The organism is Nocardia sp. NBC_00565 (assembly GCF_036345915.1).
In the GTDB taxonomy this organism is placed as follows: domain Bacteria; phylum Actinomycetota; class Actinomycetes; order Mycobacteriales; family Mycobacteriaceae; genus Nocardia.
Genome location: NZ_CP107785.1, coordinates 3,906,847 through 3,926,526, shown reverse-complemented (window position 1 = coordinate 3,926,526; position 19,680 = coordinate 3,906,847). Strand labels below are relative to the sequence as shown.

18 protein-coding genes are annotated in these 19,680 nt (G+C 66.1%); 10 read left to right on the top strand and 8 right to left on the bottom strand.

Annotated elements, in window-relative coordinates:
- Positions 1 to 3: 3 nt before the first annotated feature.
- Positions 4 to 462 (bottom strand): hypothetical protein, encoded by a 459-nt coding sequence (locus OG874_RS18810; protein ID WP_330256425.1) that lies wholly within the window; start codon positions 460 to 462, stop codon positions 4 to 6.
- A 273-nt stretch (positions 463 to 735) separates the two neighbouring features.
- Positions 736 to 1,158, bottom strand: a complete 423-nt coding sequence (locus OG874_RS18805) for a cupin domain-containing protein (protein ID WP_330257334.1) — start codon at positions 1,156 to 1,158, stop codon at positions 736 to 738.
- 149 nt (positions 1,159 to 1,307) lie between these two features.
- Here OG874_RS18805 and OG874_RS18800 point away from each other — a divergent pair, with 149 nt between their 5' ends.
- Both OG874_RS18800 and OG874_RS18795 read left to right on the top strand, forming a co-directional pair.
- Positions 1,308 to 1,817: a MarR family winged helix-turn-helix transcriptional regulator gene (locus OG874_RS18800; protein ID WP_330256424.1), complete on the top strand. Its 510-nt coding sequence runs from the start codon at positions 1,308 to 1,310 to the stop codon at positions 1,815 to 1,817.
- 84 nt (positions 1,818 to 1,901) lie between these two features.
- Positions 1,902 to 2,696 (top strand): hypothetical protein, encoded by a 795-nt coding sequence (locus tag OG874_RS18795; RefSeq protein WP_330256423.1) that lies wholly within the window; start codon positions 1,902 to 1,904, stop codon positions 2,694 to 2,696.
- Between the two features lie 14 nt (positions 2,697 to 2,710).
- Here the strand turns inward: OG874_RS18795 and OG874_RS18790 are convergent, their stop codons facing one another.
- Both OG874_RS18790 and OG874_RS18785 read right to left on the bottom strand, forming a co-directional pair.
- Positions 2,711 to 3,277, bottom strand: a complete 567-nt coding sequence (locus OG874_RS18790; protein ID WP_330256422.1) for a TetR/AcrR family transcriptional regulator — start codon at positions 3,275 to 3,277, stop codon at positions 2,711 to 2,713.
- Between the two features lie 144 nt (positions 3,278 to 3,421).
- Complete coding sequence (locus tag OG874_RS18785; RefSeq protein WP_442943358.1) at positions 3,422 to 6,253, bottom strand: aconitate hydratase; 2,832 nt, start codon at positions 6,251 to 6,253, stop codon at positions 3,422 to 3,424.
- A gap of 352 nt (positions 6,254 to 6,605) precedes the next feature.
- On the opposite strand from OG874_RS18785, the gene OG874_RS18780 reads away from it, so the two are divergent.
- The 8 genes from OG874_RS18780 to OG874_RS18745 all read left to right on the top strand — a co-directional run bounded on the left by OG874_RS18780 (position 6,606) and on the right by OG874_RS18745 (position 15,008).
- A complete protein-coding gene (locus tag OG874_RS18780; protein ID WP_330256420.1) occupies positions 6,606 to 7,181 on the top strand; it encodes an Rv1476 family membrane protein in 576 nt (191 codons plus the stop codon).
- A gap of 264 nt (positions 7,182 to 7,445) precedes the next feature.
- A complete protein-coding gene (locus tag OG874_RS18775) occupies positions 7,446 to 8,873 on the top strand; it encodes an NlpC/P60 family protein (protein ID WP_330256419.1) in 1,428 nt (475 codons plus the stop codon).
- A gap of 138 nt (positions 8,874 to 9,011) precedes the next feature.
- Positions 9,012 to 10,217: an AAA family ATPase gene (locus OG874_RS18770; protein WP_330256418.1), complete on the top strand. Its 1,206-nt coding sequence runs from the start codon at positions 9,012 to 9,014 to the stop codon at positions 10,215 to 10,217.
- A gap of 26 nt (positions 10,218 to 10,243) precedes the next feature.
- On the top strand, positions 10,244 to 11,200 hold the full coding sequence (locus OG874_RS18765) for a DUF58 domain-containing protein (RefSeq protein ID WP_442943411.1): 957 nt from the start codon (positions 10,244 to 10,246) through the stop codon (positions 11,198 to 11,200).
- A complete protein-coding gene (locus tag OG874_RS18760) occupies positions 11,197 to 12,201 on the top strand; it encodes a VWA domain-containing protein (protein WP_330256416.1) in 1,005 nt (334 codons plus the stop codon). Before OG874_RS18765 ends, OG874_RS18760 begins: the two co-directional genes overlap by 4 nt.
- Before the next feature lie 96 nt (positions 12,202 to 12,297).
- Positions 12,298 to 13,014, top strand: coding sequence for a 3-oxoacyl-ACP reductase FabG1 (fabG1, locus tag OG874_RS18755; protein ID WP_330256415.1), 717 nt, complete (start codon positions 12,298 to 12,300; stop codon positions 13,012 to 13,014).
- A gap of 74 nt (positions 13,015 to 13,088) precedes the next feature.
- Positions 13,089 to 13,925, top strand: a complete 837-nt coding sequence (gene inhA / locus OG874_RS18750; protein ID WP_330256414.1) for an NADH-dependent enoyl-ACP reductase InhA — start codon at positions 13,089 to 13,091, stop codon at positions 13,923 to 13,925.
- A 21-nt stretch (positions 13,926 to 13,946) separates the two neighbouring features.
- On the top strand, positions 13,947 to 15,008 hold the full coding sequence (locus OG874_RS18745) for a ferrochelatase (RefSeq protein ID WP_330256413.1): 1,062 nt from the start codon (positions 13,947 to 13,949) through the stop codon (positions 15,006 to 15,008).
- A gap of 404 nt (positions 15,009 to 15,412) precedes the next feature.
- Here OG874_RS18745 and OG874_RS18740 read toward each other — a convergent pair whose 3' ends face one another.
- The 4 genes from OG874_RS18740 to OG874_RS18725 form a co-directional block, all read right to left on the bottom strand.
- On the bottom strand, positions 15,413 to 16,183 hold the full coding sequence (locus tag OG874_RS18740; protein WP_330256412.1) for a serine protease: 771 nt from the start codon (positions 16,181 to 16,183) through the stop codon (positions 15,413 to 15,415).
- A gap of 241 nt (positions 16,184 to 16,424) precedes the next feature.
- Entirely contained in the window at positions 16,425 to 17,243 is an 819-nt protein-coding gene (locus tag OG874_RS18735; RefSeq protein WP_330256411.1) for a hypothetical protein, read from the bottom strand.
- A 192-nt stretch (positions 17,244 to 17,435) separates the two neighbouring features.
- Positions 17,436 to 18,263, bottom strand: coding sequence for a DUF3097 domain-containing protein (locus tag OG874_RS18730; RefSeq protein ID WP_330256410.1), 828 nt, complete (start codon positions 18,261 to 18,263; stop codon positions 17,436 to 17,438).
- Positions 18,264 to 18,320: 57 nt separating this feature from the next.
- Complete coding sequence (locus tag OG874_RS18725) at positions 18,321 to 19,526, bottom strand: DUF7373 family lipoprotein (protein ID WP_330256409.1); 1,206 nt, start codon at positions 19,524 to 19,526, stop codon at positions 18,321 to 18,323.
- Between the last annotated feature and the right edge of the window lie 154 nt (positions 19,527 to 19,680).

The following is a 19,680-nucleotide window of genomic DNA, read 5'->3' as shown; positions in this document are numbered from 1 at the left end:
CGTTCAGTCGAGACTGTCGCAGTTTATGCCGTCGTCGCTTGTCGCGAGCGATTTGGTTTGGCAGTAAGTGAAGGTCGCACCGCTGACGCCCGGGCATTCGGCGAGCTGGAGGCCGTCGGCCCAGGATGTGGTGAGTTGTTGCAGCGCTTCATCTCCCAGTGCCGCGGAGGGTTCCGCGGACAGCGTCATCGGCCGGTCGACGAGGTCGATGCGCAGGCGCCGGGTGAAATCGGCGGTCGCGCCCGGGCGGATATCCATCCGCACCGGGCGGCCGTCGCGCTCGGCGGCCGCGTCATCGGTCCAGTCCAGTACCCGAAGCACGTCGTCGCGCCGAAAGGTCCACGTTCCTTCGGTCACTCTGACGGTGAAATCTCGTTCCGACTCGGCCACCAGCAGTCCCTGCAACGCGGGGACGCGGTCACCCGTCGGTGCGGTACCGGGGAGGTGGATTGCGTCGGTCATAGTGAGCTCTCCGATCTGCTCGCGATTTGCCAGGACCCCCGAGCGGGAACTGGATCATATCGCGCAAGGGGTCCCGCTCGGTTCGGATCGACAGATTTCACAGCCGCTGGCAAACCAGATTTGAACTCGGGATGCGCTTGCGCCGAAAGATTTTCGGTGTGAGCACAAACGAGCTCCCGCAATCGTTGAGCTACTTCCGGACGGATTCGTTCGGTTTGTATTGCCCGCAGTTGGCGGTTGTGCGTTCAATATTGCAGTGGCGCAGGCGTGAACTCAACGACGGTTGGCGTTGCGCTCGGCCCACCACTCGGGGGATTCCACGAACCAGTTGTCGTACTCCTCCTGCGATGCCGCGAGATCCTCGAAGCTCGCCTCGCCCTTGACCAACCGGTCGAGCAGCCGGAAGTAGCCGAAGCGTTCGACGGCCGGCATCAGCGCGATCAGGATCCGCGCCGAGCTGTCCGGGGTCGCGCCGAAGGCGTGCGGCATCAGCTTGGGGACGACGATCGAACCGCCCGCGCCCACGGTGACGATCTCATCGCCCGCCAGCACCTGCAGTTCACCGTCCGCGACGTAGAACAGCTCGTCGGACTTGGTGTGGTAGTGCGGGGCGGCGCCGTCCGCGCCCGTGGCCATGTTGACCTCCAGGTGGCTGACCGCACCGCCCGCCTCGTTCGAGTCGATGAGCAGGCGCATGGTGACCGACGGGGTCACCAGGGTCTCGGCGTCGTTGGGTTGGCGGATGGCGAACTTGCGGTCGGTGGTGGTGCTCACGATGCTCTCCAAGTGATTCGGTTGTTGATAATTCGCTACCGAACTATATCTCAGCGAATAGAATCTTGTCCATGGGTGAGATGAAACAAGATCCGGTGGACGCGATCGTCGAGCAGTGGAACCGGGAACGACCGGACCTCGAGTTGGAGGCAATGGGTGTGGTCGGGCGGCTCGGCCGGCTGCTCGTCGTCGCACAGCGGGAGATCGAGGCGGTGTTCACCGCGCACGGGCTGCAGCGGGGGGAGTTCGATGTGCTTGCCGCACTGCGGCGTTCGGGGGCGCCGTTCGAGCTGAACCCGTCGGTGCTCGCCGACACGCTGATGCTGTCGCGTGCGGGGATGACCGGGCGGCTCGATCGCCTGGAGTCGGCGAAGCTGGTCCGGCGCATCGCCGATGCCGAGGATCGGCGTGCGGTGCGGGTCGCGCTTACCGATGCGGGACGCAAACTGATCGACACCGTGGTCACCGCGCACACCGAGAACGAAACCCGCATGTTGTCGGTGCTATCCGCGAAGGACCGGCGCGAACTCGACCGGATCGCCCGTGTGTTGCTCGGCAGCCTCGAGGGAGGCGCGAAATGAGGTAGTTCGCTACTCGGGTTTCTACGACGTCATAGGTTCAACCTGGAGCTATCGCACCGAAGTGCGGTGCACAAGGAGAATCCGATGATCGACATCATCACCCTCCGCGGTACCGGCGAGCCGCGGAACAGCAACGGGACACCGGCCGGCATGCTCCGCGATGTCACCAAACTGCTCGACACCCATCGCTTCACCGCGTTCGAGCCGGACTGGCCCGCCTCGGTCGGTCCCACGCCGGACGTGTGGGGCCCATCGCTGGATACTTCGATCCGACTCGGCGTCGCGGCCGGTGTGCAGGCGATCCAGGACTCGCCGAATGTCTGTGGGCTGCTGAGCTATTCACTCGGCAGTATCTGTGCGAGCAAAATCCTCGAAGGGGTGAAGTCGGGCATCTACAAGAATGCCGACGGTTCACCGCTGGAGATCGCGTTCGCCGTCAGTATCGCCAACCCGCTGCGCAAGCGCGGCCAATCGGTCGGCAACCTCTGCCCGGCAACGACCTATGGCCTGCACGGCGAACGCGGCGATTGGCCCGCTGTCGTCAAGGTCCGCGAATACGCGAACCCGAACGACATCATCACCTCGACACCCGGGGACTCCCCACTGCGTGTAATCGATGTCGGTATCTCACCGTTCTCCTTCGTAGAAGGCGCCCGCATCGGCAACGTGGCCCCACTGATCTTCGCCGAACTGCTCCGCTTTCTGATGATCGACCCCATCGCCAACATCAACCGCTACGCCACGGCGGTCAACGGCGTAATCGGCTACCTCACCCCCTGGCCCGACGGCCAGCACGTTCTCTACTCCGGCCACAACATGCCCGGCACCAACGTCCTCTGGACCACCCACGCCGCCGACTACATCAACGCCAACTTCTGACCCGGCGGTGAATCTCACTCCTTGCGGCGCACCGAAGCTTCGACGAGATCCAGCACCGCCGAAAGGTTTTCATTCGTGTGGCCCGAAGCGATACGGGCGATCAAGCCGTCCAGCACCAGATCCAGATAGCCGAGCAGTACATCGGTGGGGACGTCGTCGCGCAGTGCGCCAGCGGCTTTGCGGCGTTCCAGCCGAGCGAGGGTAGCGGCGGTCAGTTCGGCCGAGCGCTGGGTCCAGCCCGCACGGAATTCGGGATCGGTGCGCAACCTCCGCGCGATCTCCAAACGTGTTCCGAGCCAATTGAATTGCTCGGGGTGCGCCAGCATATCGCGCATGACCTGGACCAGCCCCTGGTTGGCCGCGACATCGGCCATGCGGTTCGCGTCTTCTTGCGCGAGGGCCAGGAACAGCGCGTCCTTATCCCGGAAGTGATGGAAGATGGCACCGCGGGAGAGCCCGATGGCTTCTTCCAGTCGGCGTACGGTGGCACCGTCGTACCCGTATTCGCCGAAACAGGCCCGCGCCCCGTCGAGAATCTGACTACGCCGGGCGGCGAGGTGATCGTCACTGACTTTGGGCATCTGGCGGGCTCCTCCGAGCGAAGCGGGCAATGCGGTGCGAAGCGGGCTGAAACTGCTGTGCAGCGCGAAAAACGGCTGTGCGCTAAGTGAAGAGGTCCGCGCACCGCACGGATGCGGTGCGCGGACCCACTACCGCACAGTCGATCAGCCGCGAATCATATTGCGCAGCACGAACTGCAGGATGCCACCGTTGCGGTAGTAGTCGGCCTCACCGGGGGTGTCGATCCGGACCACCGCGTCGAAGGTGATGACATCACCGTTGTCCTTGGTGGCGGTTACCTTCAGAGTCTTCGGAGTCGCACCCTCGTTCAGCTTGGTGATGCCCTCGATATCGAAGGTCTCGGTACCGTCCAGCTTCAGCGACGCGGCCGACTCACCGGCCGGGAACTGCAGCGGAATGACACCCATACCAATGAGGTTCGAGCGGTGGATGCGCTCGAAGGACTCGGTGATGACGGCCTTCACGCCGAGCAGCGAGGTGCCCTTGGCGGCCCAGTCACGCGAGGAACCCGAGCCGTACTCCTTGCCGCCGAGCACGACCAGCGGGATGCCCGCGGCCTGGTAGTTCTGCGAGGCGTCGTAGATGAACGCCTGCGGGCCACCGTCCTGGGTGAAGTCGCGGGTGTAACCACCCGAGACGTCGTCGAGCAGCTGGTTGCGCAGCCGGATGTTGGCGAAGGTGCCGCGGATCATCACCTCGTGGTTACCGCGACGCGAGCCGTAGGAGTTGTAATCCTTGCGCTCGACGCCGTGGCCCTCGAGGTACTGCGCGGCCGGGGTACCGGGCTTGATGTTGCCCGCAGGGGAGATGTGGTCGGTGGTGACCGAATCGCCCAGCAGCGCAAGCACTCGCGCGCCCTTGATATCGGTGACGGGCGCCGGGGTCTGCGGCATGCCGTCGAAGTACGGAGGCTTGCGGACGTAGGTCGACTTGGCGTCCCAGTCGAAGATCTTGCCCTCCGGGGTGGGCAGCGAACGCCAGCGCTCGTCGCCCTTGAACACGTCGGCGTAGGACTTGATGAACATGTCCTGGCTGATCGAGGAGGCGATGGTCTGCTCGATCTCCTTCGGCGAGGGCCAGATGTCCTTCAGGAAGACGTCGTTGCCGTCGGAGTCCTTGCCGAGCGCGTCGGTCTCGAAGTCGAAGTCCATGGTGCCCGCGAGCGCGTACGCGATGACCAGCGGCGGGGAGGCCAGGTAGTTCATCTTCACGTCGGGGGAGATGCGGCCTTCGAAGTTGCGGTTACCCGAGAGCACCGCGGTGACCGAGAGGTCGTTCTCGTTGATCGCCTTGGACACCGCGTCCGGCAGCGGACCGGTGTTGCCGATGCAGGTGGCGCAGCCGTAGCCGACCAGGAAGAAGCCGAGCTTCTCCAGGTAGGGCCACAGACCGGCCTTGTTGTAGTAATCATTGACGACCTGCGAACCCGGCGCCATCGAGGTCTTCACCCACGGCTTGGAGGTCAGGCCCTTCTCGACGGCGTTGCGGGCGAGCAGAGCGGCGCCGAGCATGACCGACGGGTTGGAGGTATTGGTGCAGGAGGTGATCGAGGCGACCACTACCGCACCGTGGTCGAGGATGAAGTCGCCGTACTCCTCGCTGGAGACCGCGACCGGCTTGCTCGGGCGGCCGGTGGCGCCGTTCGCGGCCGACGGCAGGATCGCGTCGTCGTCGGCGAAGGACAGCACGGCCGGATCGCTGGCCGGGAAGGACTCCTCGACGGCCTCGTCCAAGTGCGAGTGCGGAGTGACGGCGGCGGGGCCGCTCTCGGCGTCGCTGGTGTAGTTGTGGATGTCCTTGCGGAACGCGGTCTTGCTGTCCGACAACAGGATTCGGTCCTGCGGACGCTTCGGGCCAGCGATGGACGGCACCACGTCGCCCAAGTCGAGCTCCAGGTACTCCGAGTACGCGGGCTCGTGCTCGGCGTCGTGCCACATGCCCTGTTCCTTGGCATACGCCTCGACGAGCGCGAGTTGGTCGTCACTGCGGCCGGTCAGGCGCAGGTAGTCGATGGTGACCGCGTCGATCGGGAAGATCGCCGCGGTGGAACCGAATTCGGGGCTCATATTGCCGAGGGTGGCGCGGTTGGCCAGCGGAACCTCGGCCACACCCTTGCCGTAGAACTCGACGAATTTGCCGACCACGCCGTGCTTGCGCAGCATGTCGGTGACGGTGAGCACCACGTCGGTGGCGGTGACGCCCGGCTTGATCTCACCGGTCAGCTTGAAGCCGACCACGCGCGGGATCAGCATCGAAACGGGCTGGCCCAGCATGGCCGCCTCGGCCTCGATACCGCCGACGCCCCAACCCAATACGCCGAGGCCGTTGACCATCGTGGTGTGCGAGTCGGTGCCGACACAGGTGTCCGGGTAGGCCTGGCCATTGCGGACCATGACGGTGCGGGCCAGGTGCTCGATGTTGACCTGGTGCACGATGCCGGTGCCGGGGGGGACGACCTTGAAGTCGTCGAACGCGCCCTGGCCCCAGCGCAGGAACTGGTAGCGCTCGCCGTTACGGGAGTATTCGATGTCGACGTTGCGCTCGAAGGCGTCGGCGCGGCCGAAGACGTCGATGATGACGGAGTGGTCGATGACCATTTCGGCGGGGGCCAGCGGGTTGACCTTGTTCGGGTCACCACCGAGCGTGGCGACGGCTTCACGCATGGTAGCGAGGTCGACGATGCAGGGCACGCCGGTGAAGTCCTGCATGATCACGCGCGCCGGGGTGAACTGGATCTCGATGCTGGGCTGGGCCGAGGGATCCCAATTCGCGATGGCGCGAATGTGATCGGCGGTGATGTTGGCGCCGTCCTCGGTGCGGAGCAGGTTCTCCGCGAGAACCTTCAGTGCGTAGGGGAGTTTTTCGGTGCCGGGCACGGCCGAGAGACGGAAGATCTCGTAGGAGTTGCTTCCGACCTCGAGGGTGCCCTTGGCGCCGAAAGTATCGTTACTTGTCGTCACGTCAGCTCCACTCATCTGTGAGGGTGGCCACCGGCGGGGCTGTGCCGATGGCTGGTTCTTTCGAGCGACCTGCAAGCAGTCGCTACGGCTGGTTCTTTCGAGCGACCTGCAAGCAGTCGCTACGGCTCTTTGGAGGGCTCCAGCGCGGTAGGACGCTGGCTCCTCGCGCCTTCGAGCCTAACAGTACGCTTGTCCTGTGAAACGCACGGGGGCCGTTCTGCACGCCGTCCGGAGGTGGTGCGACACTCCGTCGCGTACTGTGCTTTCGAGCTAGTCGGGGTGGCCGGTGGGCAAGTGCCGGTTCACCCCGCAGTTTTGGATGCCCGTCGCCTCGCGTGCCGATGCGGCTCGACAGACCGGATGGAAGATGACCGACTCCTGCATCTTGGCTTTCCCACCCATGCGTGCCGAGTTGCCGCCTGGTATCGACGATAAGACCTTGGCCCAGATCAAGGAGGATGTCGCCGACAACCATGTCGCCACTCCGAAGGGTAAGGACCAGGACGCGCTCGAGGCGGTCGTCGCCGACGCTCGAAGCCATGGCATCGAACTCAGTGTCGTGGTGATTCCCGGCAATCCAGGCCACGACTCCAATCTACGTGACCTGGCCACCGCGGTCGGCAAGACCGAGCACGGCACTGTGGTGGTGCTGAGCGACGACTGGGTCGGCACCTACAGCGATTCGATCAGCCGGGTGAAGCTGGAGTGGGCCGAGGACGCGTCCAAGAGTCAGCAGGGTCATTCGGCACAGGCGGCGCAGATCTTCGTCGATCGGCTGGACCAGCCGGAGGGGTTCTCCTGGACCGCGATCACCAGTGTGTTGCTTGTGGGCGCGGCGCTCGTGGTGGGTGGACTGTATTGGCTGAAGTCCCGTCGTCCGGCTGAGGAGTCTGTGCTGGTAGGGGTGTCGAGTCGCGACGACGACCTGGACTCCACGGCGTAGCGGTACCCGTTCAGCGGCTTTTCCTAGCGGTCGGTTTGTTTTGACTGGCCGAATCCCCGCACTCATGCGGCTATCTCTGGGCAATCGGCGAATTACGCGTACGTAGTTCTGTTACTGGAGTTTCATTGGTGACGGATGTGTCGTACGGTTCGAATGATGTCTGATGGGGAAGAAGTGTTGAGAGAGCTATCTGTCAACCACTGAGTGGGATGGTTCGCAGGGGGCTCGTGAGGTTCAGCCGGAGTCGGGTCCTTGGGAGGTGCGATGCGCAACAACGGCGTAGCCGGTTCTCGGCGTCCGCTGTGGGTCGCTCTAGGGTTGCTGGTCACTGCCGCTGTGCTTGTCACGGCCGGACCCGTAGCCGCGGTGCCGCCTGCTCCACCGAACCCGAGCGACGGCCAGATCGCCGACGCCGGAGCGCAAGTCGACGCCAGAGTGAGCGAGGTCGGCGCGCTGATCAATCAGGTCGCCGCGGCGGATCAGAAGCTGCAGGAGCTCGACGCCGCCATTGCTCAGAAGCGCGAGGAGGTCAACAAGGCCCTCGTCGATCTGCAGGACGCGCGCGATGCCGCCGATGTGGCCGCGGCGGCGGTGGTGGACAGCCAGCGCGAACTCGCCGACGCCGCAACGCAAGTCGAGCAGGCCCGGCGCAATTTCGACCAGTTCGTGATACAGGCCTACACCCGGCCCGCCGCGACCTCGATGGTCACTTATCTATCCTCGGCCACCCCGGACGTCGCCCTCGATCGCGCCCAGGTGTTCACCCTGGTGTCGAAGAATCAGCGGTCGGTGCTCGATTCGCTGCGCCGCGCCCAGATCGATCAGGGCAATAAGAATTCCATTGCGCGCCGGGCGAAGTCGCTCGCCGACGCGGCCGCTGCCGAGGCCGAGCAGAAGAAGGCCGACGCCGAGCACGCGGTCGCCGCGGTGAAGGCCGAACAGGATCAGCAGGCCGCCGAACGGGAGGGGCTACTACGCGAGCGCACGTCGGCGCAGGGGCGCTTGGATATCGCGCGCACGAATGTGGCCGGGCTACAAGGCCAACGCGAGGCCTATCTGGCGTGGGACCAACAGCGCAAGGCCGAGGAGGCCGCCGTGCGCGCGGCCGCCGCGGCCGCCGCCGCCCGCGCGGCACAGGATCAGGCCGCCAAGGATCGCGCTGCGCAAACCGGCGCGGGCAAGCGTCCGCACGTTCAGATGGAGGATTCGCCGCCGCCGCGCCAGACCAGGCCGCGCACAACCACGCCGAGCATGCCCTCGATCGGCGGCTCCGACGCGGTCGAAACCGTTGTCGATCGCGCGATGTCCCAGCTGGGCGTCATCTATGCCTGGGGTGGCGGCGACGAGGACGGGCCGACTCTCGGCATCCACGACGGCGGTGTCGCCGACAGCTACGGCGACTACGACAAGGTCGGCTTCGACTGCTCGGGTCTGATGATCTACGCGTTCGCCGGGATCGGCGTCTCGCTGCCGCACTACAGCGGCTATCAGTACAACGCGGGCACCCGGGTCCCGGTCGGCGAACGGACCCGCGGCGACATGCTGTTCTGGGGGCCGAACGGCAGCGAACACGTTGCCCTCTACCTCGGAAACGGGAAGATGGTGGAGGCGCCGCAGTCCGGTGAGGTCGTCCGCGTCTCCCCGGTGCGCGAGGGCGGGATCATGCCGTACGCGGTGCGGATCGTCTCCTGACCCTAGGCTGGGCCCTACGTCGCGAACCCGACCGCGCAAACCTGTTGATTTGCCGTGATCTCGGGTCCGGTTGCGGCGTATGCGGCCATTACCTGGAATAGTTGTGGCAGCACGCACAGGACCAAAGCGAAAGCGGGGATGTTGGTGACTTCGACGGACGGTGTGAGCGGGGCAAGTTTGGCGAAAGAGGCCGCTGCTCCCGCACCCAGCACCCTGGAGCGTGACGTCCAGACCCTCGAGAAGGCGATATACGAGGTCAAGCGCGTTATCGTCGGCCAGGATCGGCTCGTCGAACGGCTGCTCGTCGGGGTGCTGGCACGCGGTCACGTACTGCTCGAGGGTGTCCCGGGTATCGCCAAAACCCTTGCGGTCGAGACCTTTGCCAGGGTCGTCGGCGGTTCGTTCTCGCGCGTCCAGTTCACCCCCGACCTGGTGCCCACCGACCTCATCGGTACCCGGATCTACCGTCAGGGCCGGGAAGAATTCGATACCGAACTCGGCCCGGTGGTCGCGAACTTCGTACTCGCCGACGAGATCAACCGCGCGCCGGCCAAGGTGCAGTCCGCGCTGCTCGAGGTGATGGCCGAGCGGCACGTGTCGATCGGTGGCAAGACCTACCCGATGCCCGATCCGTTCCTGGTCATGGCGACGCAGAATCCGATCGAGAGCGAGGGCGTGTACCCGCTGCCCGAGGCGCAGCGCGACCGCTTTCTGTTCAAGGTCGTCGTCGACTACCCGTCGGTGGAGGAAGAGCGCGAGATCATCTACCGGATGGGTGTGACTCCGCCGGAGGCCAAGCCGATCCTGGATCCCGCCGAGCTGATCCGGCTGCAGAAGGTGGCGGCGAATACGTTCGTGCACCATGCGCTGGTCGACTACGTGGTCCGGGTGATCGTGGCGACCCGTAGGCCCGCCGACTTCGGCATGCAGGATGTGGCCAGCTGGATCGCCTACGGCGCCTCACCGCGCGCCAGCCTCGGCATCATCGCCGCGGCCCGCGCGGTCGCGCTGATCCGCGGTCGCGATTATGTGGTGCCGCAGGATGTCGTCGAGGTGATTCCGGATGTGCTGCGCCACCGTCTGGTGCTGTCCTACGACGCGCTCGCCGATGAGATCAGCCCGGACGATGTGATCAAGCGCGTGCTGCAGACGGTCGGGCTGCCGCAGGTCGCGCCGCAGGCCGTGGCGCCGGGCGCTGCCGCCGCGCCCGCTCCGGCCGCCGCAGCCATGGGTCCGCACGGCGCGCCGCAGATTCCGCAGCCGCCCGCACCTCCTCAGGATGCGGTGCCGCAGCCGCCGGTCGCGCAGATGTCTCCCGCTTCCGGCAATAACCAGCCGAAGTGACCTCGGCATCTGATCCGGTTCCACCTGTGCCGACGTCACCGCACGCACCGCCGTCCTTCCGATCGGGTGAACTCGCCGATCCGAAGCTGACGGCGGCGCTGAAAACGCTGGAACTGACCGTCCGCCGCAGGCTCGACGGTGTCCTGCACGGCGACCACCTCGGATTGATCCCGGGTCCCGGCTCGGAGCCGGGTGAGGCTCGGACATATCAGCCCGGCGACGATGTGCGGCAGATGGATTGGTCGGTCACCGCCCGCACGACCCATCCGCATGTGCGGCAGATGATCGCGGACCGGGAACTCGAGACCTGGATGGTGGTCGACCTGTCGGCCAGCCTAGATTTCGGCACCGCGCTGTGTCAGAAGCGCGATCTGGCGATCGCGGCCGCCGCGGCGATCACCCACCTCACCAGGGGTGGCGGCAATCGGATCGGCGCGGTCGTCGCGACCGGTGAGCAGTTGGTGCGCATTCCCGCGCGCAGCGGCCGGGTGCACGCACAGTCGATGCTGCGCGATATCGCGACCACGCCGCACGCCCGCGACGGCGTGCGCGGTGATCTGCGCGAGGCGATCGAATCGCTGCGCCGCCCGCAGCGCAAGCGCGGACTCGCGGTGGTCATCAGCGATTTCCTCGGTGACATCAACTGGCAGCGTTCACTGCGCGCGATTTCGGCGCGCCATGATCTGCTCGCGGTCGAGGTGCTCGATCCGCGCGATCTGTCGCTGCCAGATGTGGGCGATGTGGTGCTGCATGATCCGGAGACCGGGCGCACCCGCGAATTCAGCGTGACGCCCGCACTGCGCGCCGATTTCGGGGCCGCCGCGCAACGCCATCGCGTCCAGGTCGAACAGGCCTTGCGCAGTTGCGGCGCACCGGTGCTCACCCTGCAGACCGATCGGGACTGGATCTCGGATGTGGTCCGGTTCGTCTCCACCCGGCGCCACGCGTTCGGCGCCCCGAGCGGACGGGCACCGCGCCAGTGAGTATTTCGCATTTCACCGCGCTGGTCTGGCTGGGCTTCCTCGCCGTCGTCGTGCTCATCGCGTTGGGCTACATCCTTGTTCAGCGCAGTCGCCACCGGCACATGCTGCGGTTCAGCAATATGGAGCTGCTGGAGAAGGTCGCGCCATCGCGGCCGAGTCCGATCCGGCACGTGCCGATCGCGCTGATGCTGGTCGGTCTGGTGTTCCTCACCATCGCGGCCGCCGGGCCGACGGCGGTCAAGAAGGTGCCGCGCAATCGCGCGACAGTCGTGCTGGTGATGGACGTTTCGCTGTCCATGGAGGCCACCGACGTGCCGCCGTCGCGACTGAAGGTGGCGCAGAAGGCGGGTAAGGAATTCGTCGATGGGTTGCCGCCCGGCATCAACCTCGGCTTCGTCACCTTCGCGGGCACCGCCTCGGTCATGGTGCCGCCGACGACGAATCGTGAGGCCGTCAAGGCGGCCATCGACAACATCAAGCTCGCCGAGCGCACCGCGACCGGTGAGGGCATTCTCACCGCGCTGCAGTCGATCGACACCATCGCCACGGTGCTGGGCGGTGCGGAGACGCCGCCGCCCGCACGCATCGTGCTGATGTCGGACGGTAAGCAGACCGTGCCCGACGACAAGGATGTCGACAATCCACGGCACGGCTTCACCGCGGCCCGCCTGGCGAAGAACAAAGGCGTTCCGGTGTCGACGATTTCATTCGGCACCTCATGGGGCACCGTGGAGATTCCGGACCAGGACGGCAAGGGCGCACAGCGCGTCAAGGTCCCTGTCGACGATGATGCGTTGCGCGAGATCGCCAAGCTCTCCGGTGGTGACTTCTATACCGCCTCGAGCCTGACCGAACTCACCGCCGTGTACGACACTCTCGAAGAGCAGATCGGCTACGAGATGACCAGGGGCGATGCGAGTAGGCCGTGGCTTTTGCTCGGCATGTTGCTCGTCGCTGCCGGTGTAGTTACCGGCTTGCTCTATCGTCAACGCCTGCCGTAGTCGTCCACGTCGTCGTAGCCGACACGCTCGGACCGCATAGCGAGCTATATGTAGCCCGGGCGTGGCGCACGAACCCGAACAGATAGGTTGGTCCTCATGTCGAACATCACATCCCGGTCGGTCCTGGTGACCGGTGGTAACCGCGGCATCGGACTCGCGGTCGCACAGCGTCTGCTCTCCGATGGGCACAAGGTGGCCGTTACGCATCGTGGGTCGGGGGTGCCGGACGGTCTGTTCGGTGTGAAATGCGATGTGACGGATACGGAATCGGTGGATGCGGCCTTTACCGAGGTCGAGGAGCGGCAGGGGCCGGTGGAGGTGCTGGTCGCCAACGCGGGCATCACCGATGACACCCTGCTGATGCGGATGAGCGAGGAGCAGTTCACCCGGGTCATCGACGCGAACCTGACCGGTGCGTTCCGTTGTGCCAAGCGAGCCAATCGGGCCATGCTGCGGGCGCGCTGGGGCCGGATGATCTTCCTCGGCTCGGTCGTCGGTCTCGGCGGCGGCCCCGGCCAGATCAACTACGCCTCGTCGAAGGCCGGTGTGATCGGTCTGGCGCGCTCGATCACTCGTGAGCTCGGCTCGCGCTCGATCACCGCGAATGTGGTTGCGCCCGGCTTCATCGAGACCGATATGACGGCCGAGCTGCCCGACGATCTGCGTGACACGGCGAAGAAGTTCATTCCGTTGCAGCGCCTCGGCCAGCCGGAAGACGTCGCCGCGGTGATCAGCTTTCTGGCCTCCGAGGATTCGGCCTATGTGTCCGGCGCGGTGATTCCGGTCGACGGCGGCATGGGCATGGGCCACTGAGACAACCCGAAAACGGTGCGTCGCCTCGGCGGACGCACACCCCACGAACTTCGACCGAGGAGAACCGAAAACCCATGGGCGGATTGCTCGAAGGCAAGACCATCCTGATCACCGGCATCATCACCGATTCGTCGATCGCCTTCCACGCGGCCGCGGTCGCGCAGGAGCAGGGCGCGACGGTGATCATCACCGGCATTCCGGAGCGGCTGCGGTTGATCGATCGGATCGCCAAGCGGCTGCCGCAGGAGGTCGCCCCGGCCATCCCGCTCGATGTGACCAGCGAGGACGATCTCGCCGCACTGTCGGATAAGGTGCGCGAGCTGGCGCCGGACGGCGTCGACGGCGTGCTGCATTCGATCGCGTTCGCGCCACGCACGCTGATGGGTCCGGAGGCACGACCGTTCCTGGACGGGCCGGGTCCGGACGCGGCCAAGGCATTCGAGATCTCGGCATGGAGCTACGCCTCGCTGGCCCGCGCGGTGCTGCCGGTCATGAACGAGGGCGGCTCGATCGTCGGCATGGACTTCGATCCGCGCACCGCGATGCCGTTCTACAACTGGATGGGCGTGGCCAAGGCCGCGCTGGAGTCGGTGAACCGGTACGTGGCGCGCGAGGTCGGCTCCGCCAAGCGGATTCGCTCGAACCTGATCGCGGCCGGGCCGATCAAAACCCTCGCGGCAAAGGCCATCGCGGGCACCGCGACCGACGACGCGGCCAAGCTGAACCAGCTCAACACCTACTGGGACGGCGCCTCGCCGATCGGCTGGGATGTCGACGACCCGACCGTGGTGGCGAAGTCGATCGTCACGCTGCTCTCGGACTGGCTGCCCGGCACCACGGGTTCGATCATCTACGTCGACGGCGGAGCCAGCCACAACACCTGGTTCCCGGAGAACATGTCGATCAACTGAGGTAATCCGAAGGGAGACACCGTGGTTCGGGCCGTCGACGCCCTGCTGCTGCTCTCGTTCGGCGGTCCCGAGCGACCCGAGGACGTGATGCCGTTCCTGGAGAACGTCACTCGGGGCCGGGGAGTGCCGCGCGAACGTCTCGACGAAGTCGCGCAGCATTATCTGCATTTCGGTGGTGTGTCGCCGATCAATGCGCTCAATCGCGACATCATTGCCGCGGTCGAGCGCGAACTTCGAGCCGCTGAGATCGCGCTGCCGGTGTACTTCGGCAATCGGAACTGGGATCCGATGGTGGAGGACACCGTCGCGCGGATGGCCGCCGATGGTGTGGGCTCGGCGTTGGTGTTTCCGACCTCGGCGTGGGGCGGATACTCCGGCTGTCTGCAGTACGACGAGGACATCAGCAGGGCGCGTACGGCTTTCGGTGCGGATGCGCCGGAGCTGGTGAAGTTGCGGCAGTACTTCGATCACCCGCTGTTGATCGAGGCATTCGCCGAGGCGATTCATGCTGCGGTGGGTTCTCTTCCCGCGGAGCGCCGGGAAGGTGCTCGACTGGTGTTCACCGCACACTCGATCCCGGTATCGGCCGATATTTCCGCGGGGCCGCCTGCCGATGGGGGCCGTCTGTACAGTCGCCAGGTCGCCGAGGCCGCCCGATTGTGCGCCGTCGCAACGGGATTCACCGACTATGAGCTGGTGTGGCAGTCCCGCTCCGGTCCACCGCAGATCCCTTGGCTCGATCCGGATATCGTCGATCATCTCGAGGATCTGTCCGGCAAGGGCGTGGATGCGGTCGTGGTCTGCCCGGTCGGTTTCGTATCCGATCACCTCGAAGTCATCTGGGATCTGGACAACGAAGCCAGGGATAAGGCCGAGGAACTGGGTATGGCGTTCGCCAGGGCCGCCACCCCTGGCACCGATCCTCGCTTCGCCCAGTTGGTCGTCGAACTGATCAACGAGCACCTGACCGGTACTCCGCCACGCCGACTCGGCGACATCACCGGTTACGGCTGCACCGTAAACGGTGCACCCTGTGCGATCGGCTGCTGCACCCCGCCCCGCCGCCCTGCCACGGCAACCTAGCTTTCAAGTGGACGTCGACTTTCCATGCGAAGCGGTCGATCCTGCCACCCGGGGCGATCGGGGCCTCAGCCAGCCCGACGAGCCGCCGGTTTGCGTCCCCGGGCGTCAAAGCCCCGGCCACCCCGCGATCCCGGTCGTCAGCAACCTGCCAGCACGAGCACCCGATCGGCGTTCGTGTCGACGATGTACACGGCGCCGGTCCGGCCGGCGGCGACCCCGTCCGGACCCGTCAAACCAGCGAAGGCAAGCTCCGTCGCGGTGTTCGTCCCTCCTGCTCCAGCTCTAGCACCCGGCTGGTGAGATCGGCGACGAAGACGTTTCCGTGCGCGTCGACGACCCGTCCACTATGGGGCCTCGACCGCCGAGCAGAACCCGATAAAAGGTGTCCGCATTTCCGTGGTTGGTCAGAAGCTCACGGTGGTGAGGTGGGCATACACGCCGGGGAACCCTGGGCGGGCGCTGCCCTCGCCCCAGGAGGTGAGGCCGATCAGGCGGCCTGCGGCGAGAAGTGGATCGCCGCTGTCGTATTCGGCGGTATCAGCGTCGGGCGATCCGGCGCAGAGCATCTCGGCGGGGTCGAAGGCGGGGCCATAGGCGGCGGCGCATGTGGTGTCGAGGACGATGGGGACGGTGGCGGACCGCAGGAGCGTATTCGAGGTGTCGCTCTCGGTTGTCGCGCCCCAGCCGAGGATAGTGCCGGTGTCGCCGTATGCGCGCGGATCGCGCTGTGGCGCGGCGACTTCCAGGTAAGGCCCCGGCCTCGGCTCATCGAGGATGAGGATCGCGAGGTCATTGTGGTGCACGGTTTCGCCGTCGAAATCGGTGTCCCGGAAATCGGGGTGGATGCGAATCTCCTTGACTCCCACCGTGACTCCATCGCGTATGCGCAGGTCGCTACGGCCGAAGGTGACGGTCAGGGCCTGCGGGAGCAGCCGAGCCAAGTTGACGCAGTGCGCCGCTGTCACCACTCGGTCGGGCGCGATGAGCGCACCGCCACAGAACTGTCCGGACGGCCGGATGAGGAACACCGGGCTGCCGATGGCGGCAAGCCATGGGTAGTCGCTCGCCACTACGGTACTACCGCCGACGATCGCCGCCGCAGGACTGGCGGCGGGTGCGCCCGCGCCGATGAGTGCGGCGGCCAGCACCGCGGCAATGCGAGCTATGCGGACCATGCCGCCTCCCGAATGACGTAGCCGATCAGTCGGACCATTCAACCAGAGCCCTGGCCCTTCTTGCCTCCGGAGGCAAGAAGCCCTTGCACGTCGCTGCGAGATGCTGGCGTCGTTGGTGTCCGGGGATGCCGGACTCACTGCCTAGAGACGGCGCTGCCTCGGGATGCTGCCCTGAGCTCGTCTGGGGAGGTGCTGTTCTTGCCTGCCCGCTGGGACAACCCGGCGCGACCGTCTCGGCGTTCTAGGAGCTACCTCGGGCCGCGGCATGCACCGCCACCAAGCGGGCTGCGCGGATCGCATCCCATAGCGGGCGTAGCAGGTCTTCCTGGGCTCCGGTGGCGGTGGCGGAGGTCGGGGAGGAGGCTGGTTCGCGTTGGGCGACCGTGAGGATTGCGGCAACGTGGTCGGCGGTGTCGAGGATTCGCCTGGCGCGCAACGGGATTGATTCCGGATAGTCGTGGCGGGAGTAGTCGGCGAGTTCGGCTTCGATGAGTTCGCGGGGGTCGGCGTCGGCGACCGCGCCAACCGCGGTGGTGTGCAGGCGCATCAGGGCGTCGGCGGCGTCGCGCACCGCCTCGCGCATGGTGAATTCGGCTTCGCCGAGCGACAGGTCCGGGCCGGGCGCGGACGGGATCGGCGTGCTGTAGATGGTCCACTGCAGGGTGTCGTCGTCGGCCCACTGGGGGATCAGTCCGGTGCCCTCGCTGCCGGGCACACCGAACAGCAGTCCTTCACCCGCCTCGATGGCATCCGCCGCGAAGGCCGTTCCGGTCGGCAGTCCGCGCACGTCGCCGGGCACGGGCAGCACCAGTCGCAGCTGGGCGCCGGGCTGCGCCATGGCCTCGCGAATCACCTTGAGAAGCGCCATGACTCCGGTACCCGGCAGGTTCCCGCGCGAGGACCACGGCAGGTCGTCGCGACCGCCGGTCACCGGGTCGCCCGCGGCGATGGTGTGCCGCGGCGCCCAGGCGTACAACGCCTCCAGAATGTCGTCGGGCGCGCTGCAACCGGCCAGCCATGAGCCGGCCCACACCGTCAGCGTGGCACTAGGAGAGCACATAATTATCGAGCATAAAGGAGGGTCGCGACTCGGGGGCATCCATGCTGGATACCCCGGTGAGCTGCGCGCATCGATTCGACAGCCGGTACCTCGGGTACCTGGAAACCCGAGTGCTTCTCGGCGGCACACGCACGGGCCGAATTCCGGTCAGTGGGATAGGGTTTCATCGAATGGACCCTGTAATGATCTTGATCACGTCGGCTCGGTGACGAAGTCGATGAGCCGCTCCACCGCACCGATCAGGGGGGCTTCCAGATCGCGGAAGGATTCGACGGCATTGTAGACCCGCCGCCACCCCTCCTGCGGTGTGCCCCAACCGAGGCGGCGGCAGATGCCGGTCTTCCAGTCCTCGCCGCGCGGCACCTGCGGCCACGCCTCGATGCCGACCGCCGTCGGACGCACGGCCTGCCACACATCGATGTAGGGATGCCCGGTGACCAGCACATTTTTACCGAGCCCGGTGGTCAGCTGGGTCTCCTTGGAACCGGTGACCAGGTGATCGACCAGCACCCCGACGCGCCGACCCGGTCCCGGCGCGAATTCGGTCAGCCGTTCGGCCAGATTGTCCAAACCCTCGAGATGTTCGACCACCACGCCCTCGACCCGCAGATCGTGCCCCCAGACCCGCTCCACCAGCGCGGCATCGTGCACGCCCTCGACCCAGATCCGACTGGTCTTGGCGACCTGCGCGCGCAGCCCCTCGACCCGCGTGGAACCCGACGCCGACCGGGTCGGCTTCGTGGGTGCCGCGGCCTTGGGGCGAACCAACGTGACCGGCTCGCCGTCGATCAGGAAAGCCGCCTCGCGCAACGCGAACAACCGCACCGCACCGCGCGCGTCCTCCAGCTTCACGAACTCGCCGTCGTAACTTCGATCGAATCCCACCACGGCGCCGCAGAATCCACTCGCCGCGTCCTCCACCACGAGATCGCGCTCGGCGACCACCGTCGGTACTGTTCGCTGCTTCGCTCGCGAATGCCCGGAGAAGATGTCGCCGCCATAGATGTCACGCCCGCTCACCCGCCCGAAACTAGCACCGCCGCATCGGGTTGCGGCGCAACCGAGTTGGCGTGCCGGTCACAGACTATTGGCGAGCAGCGCGTACTGTGCCGCGACTCGCTGCCGGACGTCGGCTTCGTTATCGCTGGTGACGAAGCCGACGTAGCGCTGATAGGCGACATAGCAGCGGTTCTTGTACTGCACCTCGGTATCGCCGCGGGGGTTGAGCCGCTGGCATTGCGCACCGGGCACGTCCTTGGGCCCATCGATGGGATCGAATTCGTCGCCCGCTCCGGCACTGAGCTGGGTGATGAGATTCGGGCCCTGGGCGCGGTCGCGCACCCGGAATACGATGCTGTTGTCGACCACGGCGAAGGCGTCGATACCGGTTTCGTCGATCATCCGTTGGGCGGCGGCCTGGTTGGTCGCGGTATGCACCAAAGCGACCGCGGGCTGCACGCTGAAGAGTGCGGGGTCGAGGCTGTGGCTGGTCCGGTCGCGGACCGCGACGCGGGCGAGCAGGCCCTCGGGGTCGACCTGCAGTGTATCGATCTTGTCGAGCGGTGTCGGTCGGAATTTTTCGAGTACCGGCATTTCGTTGTCGAGGGTTTTGCGGACCCAGCCGAGTAGGTCGCGTTCATCCGCGCTGGGACGTTGGATGAACAGGAAGACGACGAATTCCCGGTACGCGACGAAGGTCCCGATATTGGGCACACCTGGCCGCCAGTGGATCAGCGCGTTGGGGTATTCGCTGAGCTGGAGTCGGCGATTCTGGCCTGGTGCGAAGTCGAAGTCGGCGGACTCGAGTTCGCGCGCGGCCTGGGTGGCATCGGCCTCGCTGGGGAAGCGCATCAGCAGTTGCAGATCGACGGTGACCCCGGGGCCCGCGCCCCGGTCGGTGGTGAAAGGTTGATCCGCGCCGATCGTCTCGTAGCCGACGACCATTTTGTGGCGGTCGAGGATCGGCTTCGACACACTGGCGAGGAAGCCGTTGATCGCTTGGTCGCTGTCGGGTACGACGCCCGCATGGATGCCGGCCGTCAGGGTGGGATCGATGCGTACCGCGGGAACGACGGCGTCGGCCATCCGAATGCCTTCGAGTAGCGTGCCCTTGCCGTTCGCGCTCTGCTCGTAGCGGTATTTGTCGACCGGGTAGGGACCGACCTCCAGTTTGCGGACGTCGAGCTCGCCGGGAATCGCCGTCCCAGCGATGCCGCACGCGGTCAGCAGGCCCGTCAGCGCCACACCGGCGGTCAGTAGTGCGGCACGTGATCTCCGAAACATGCCAGGCCCCTCTCTCACGCGACGTTTGTGCGATTACGGATGCGGGCGCGGATTGGTTCAGCGGTTTTCAGCGGGATGGGTCTACGGCGGTCCGACTGGAACGGACCCGCGGTCCCACAGGTCCGCCGATCCGTCGTGCTGATCTTGGTTTGTC